The 1,075-nt window shown below is 74.7% G+C and carries 2 protein-coding genes and 1 pseudogene; 2 read left to right on the top strand and 1 reads right to left on the bottom strand.

Annotated elements, in window-relative coordinates:
* Together AC0CYZ_RS12665 and AC0CYZ_RS12660 are read left to right on the top strand one after the other, a co-directional pair.
* A pseudogene (locus tag AC0CYZ_RS12665) lies at nucleotides 1-195 on the top strand (DNA primase); the annotation flags it as partial.
* Nucleotides 192-707, top strand: coding sequence for a hypothetical protein (locus tag AC0CYZ_RS12660; RefSeq protein ID WP_472215797.1), 516 nt, complete (start codon nucleotides 192-194; stop codon nucleotides 705-707). The pseudogene AC0CYZ_RS12665 and the gene AC0CYZ_RS12660, both read left to right, overlap by 4 nt.
* Nucleotides 708-862: 155 nt before the next feature.
* Here AC0CYZ_RS12660 and AC0CYZ_RS12655 read toward each other — a convergent pair.
* Nucleotides 863-1,075: hypothetical protein (locus tag AC0CYZ_RS12655; protein WP_472215795.1), on the bottom strand; the 213-nt coding region annotated here is incomplete at its 5' end.

Here is a 1,075-nt window from a genome sequence, read left to right as displayed (position 1 = left end):
GTGTCCTCGATGCTCACCGCCCTGCAGGGCGCGCTGGTCGAGCGGCAGGTCGCGGAGATCAAGTCGCGGCTGCAGCGGATCTCGCCGGTCACCGACGCCGACGAGTACCACGAGCTCTTCGGGGACCTCGTGGCCCTCGAGCAGTACAAGAAGGCGCTGCGCGACCAGGCGATCGGTGGGCAGTGGTCGGCGTGATCTCGCGGCTCACGGCGCTGCTGACCGGCCGGGAGCTCACGCCCGAGGGGTTCACCGGGACGCTCGCGGCCGACGAGCGGGTGCTGGCCGACTCGCGCACGCGGCGCGGGGAGGTCGTGCTCGCCACCGACCTCGGTCTCTGGATCGACGACCGGCGCGTGCCGTGGCACCTGGTGACGAAGGCGGCGTGGGCGGGCGGGGCGCTCGAGGTGGTGGAGTCGCGCGAGGTCGAGCACCTCGAGGGCGGGGTGGTGCTCCTCGCCGACGCCGAGCCCCGCAGGCTCCCGTTGCCCGACCCGGGGAAGATCCCCGAGACGGTGCACCGCCGCGTCACCGGGGCGATCCGCTCCCGCCAGCACCACGACCTGCCCAGCGGCGGGGCGTGGTTCGTGCAGCGCCGCACCCCCGCGGGGGTCGTGCTGCACGTGCGCCCGGACCCGGGGACCGACCCGGACGAGGTGCGGACGCTCGCGGCGGGCGTGGGGGAGAAGCTGGGTCGGGCGCGCGGCTGATTTCCGGGGTCCCGGCCTTTCCGTAGTGCCAGCGAAGCGTCGACGCTTGCAGCCAGTGGCAGTAAAGCCCCGTCGTCGATCCGCCCGAGGACGACGAAACGCGGCGCCGCGGACCGAGGGAGGGTCCACGACGCCGCGCCGCACTGCTCGGACGATCAGGCCACGATGATGTAGAGCCCGTAGAGCACGATCGCCGCCGCGACGACGAGGCACACGACCCCGACCGCGGTGCCCGCCGACGGCGAGAGCGCCGGCTCCGGGCCGTCGGGCCGCGGCGCCCGCGCGGCGAGCCCCACGATCCCGAACGCCACCAGGGCCGTCACCACGACGGCGGCCGCGAACGACACGATGGCCACCAGGCCCAGCGA

The sequence above is a fragment of the Actinomycetospora sp. genome (genome assembly GCF_055612215.1).
This window is presented reverse-complemented; position numbering and strand designations above follow the sequence as displayed.